This is a genomic window from Nonomuraea solani, from assembly GCF_900108335.1.
Lineage (GTDB): Bacteria > Actinomycetota > Actinomycetes > Streptosporangiales > Streptosporangiaceae > Nonomuraea > Nonomuraea solani.
Genome location: NZ_FNVT01000069.1, coordinates 1 through 2,017, shown reverse-complemented (window position 1 = coordinate 2,017; position 2,017 = coordinate 1). Strand labels below are relative to the sequence as shown.

Annotated in this window: 1 protein-coding gene; it reads left to right on the top strand. The window is 70.2% G+C overall.

Annotated elements, in window-relative coordinates:
• Window positions 1–50: 50 nt before the first annotated feature.
• Window positions 51–2,017: condensation domain-containing protein (locus tag C4V41_RS60480; protein WP_235031113.1), on the top strand; the 1,967-nt coding region annotated here is incomplete at its 3' end.

The following is a 2,017-nucleotide window of genomic DNA, read 5'->3' as shown; positions in this document are numbered from 1 at the left end:
GTGGTGCGGGTGTTGGGCGGGGTTATCTGGGTGACCCGGTGCGGACCGCGATGGCGTTTGTGCCGGATCCGTTCTCCGGGGTGAGCGGGGCACGGCTGTATCGCACCGGCGATGTCGTTCGGTATCTGCCGGATGGTCGGCTGGAGTTCCTGGGCCGCCGCGACCACCAGGTCAAGGTACGCGGCCAGCGAATCGAGCTGGGCGAAATCGAAGCCGCCCTGCGCGCGCTCGACGGCGTCGCCGATGCCGTCGTCACGGCGGTCACCGACCATCTCGGTCAGACCCGCCTGGCCGGCTACGTCGCAGGCTCCGTCGATGCCGGTCAGGTGCGGGCGCAGGTCGCGCGCACGCTCCCGGACGCGATGGTGCCATCAGCGATTGTCGTGCTGGAGACCTTGCCGCTGACCCCCAACGGCAAGGTTGACCGGGCGGGGCTTCCGGCTCCCGAGTTCGCCGACCGTTCCGAGTACGTGGCGCCGGCGACGGTGGAAGAGCGTCGGCTCGCGTCGATCTACGCCGACGTGCTCGGCGTCGATCGGGTCAGCGCGCTGGACGACTTCTTCCAGCTCGGCGGCCACTCGCTCCTGGCCACCCAGCTCATGGCCCGCGTCAGAGAACAACTCGGCGTCGAAGTGCCGCTGCGGTCGCTGTTCGAGCATCCGGTGCTGCGTGACCTGGCCGCCGTGGTCGTGGAGCGGGGCGTGATCTCCGATGGGGTGCCGCTGGTGGCGGTGGAGCGTGGCGGGCCGATCGAGGTGTCGTTCGCGCAGCAGCGGTTGTGGTTCCTGCAGCGGCTGGAGCCGGACGGCGTGGCTTACAACGTGCCGGCGGCGGTCCGGTTGCGGGGCCAGGTGGATGTCGATCGGCTCCGTGCGGCCTTGATGGCGGTGGGGCGCCGGCACGAGGCGTTGCGGACCGTGTTCGCGGAGGTCGATGGCCGTCCGGTCCAGGTGATCGGCGATGTGCCACTGATCGATTTCGCGGAGGTCGATCTGCGGAGAGCCGCTGACATCGCGGGCGCGGCGGATCGGGTGGCGGTGGAGCTGGCGGCACGGCCCTTCGACCTGGAACGGGGGCCGCTGGTCCGGTGGGTGCTGGCGCGGGCGGACGAGCGGGAGTTCGTGCTGGCCCTGTCGATGCATCACATCGTCTCCGACGGCTGGTCGGTGGGGGTGCTGCTGGAGGAGGTCCAGGCGGCTTACGCAGGCGTGGAGCTGCCAGAACTGCCGGTGCAGTACGCCGACTTCGCCGTCTGGCAGCGGCAGTGGCTGGCGTCCGGGGTGCTGGAGCGGCAACTGGCGTTCTGGCGCGGGGCGTTGGCCGGGGCCGCGCCGGTGCTGGAGCTGCCGGCCGACTTCCCGCGTCCGGCCGTACCGAGCTATCGGGGCGCGCATTTGCACGCGCGGATCGACGCCGCGACGGTGACCGGGCTGCTCGGGGTGGGCGGCGAGCGCGGAGCGACGCTGTTCATGGTGCTGCAGGCGGTCTACGCGGCGCTGCTGGCGCGTCGGGCCGGACAGGACGAGGTGGTCGTCGGCGTTCCGGTGGCGAACAGGTCGCGGTCGGAGCTTGAGGGCTTGATCGGGTTCTTCGCCAACACGCTGCCGCTGCGGACTCGCGTGCGGGCGGGCGAGTCGTTCGAGGAGTTGCTGGGGCGGGTGCGGGATGGGGCGCTGGATGCCTTCGCGCACCAGGACGTACCGTTCGAGCGGTTGGTGGAGGAGCTGGCCCCCGATCGTGACCTGGCGCGCAACCCCATCTTCCAGGCCATGTTCGTGCTGCAGAACGCGCCGCGTACCGGGATCGATATGGACGGCGTTGATCTCGCCCAGCTCACCGTCGAGGACGGATCGGCCAAATTCGACCTCATGATGCTGGTCAACGAGACCGGCGAAACGCTCGACGTGGCCCTCGAATATGCCACGGACCTGTTCACGGAGGAGACCGGGCGGGCGATTCTCGATGCTTTCGTGCGGGCGTGTCAGGTGCTCGCTGAGCGGGGTGTGGGGGTTCCGGT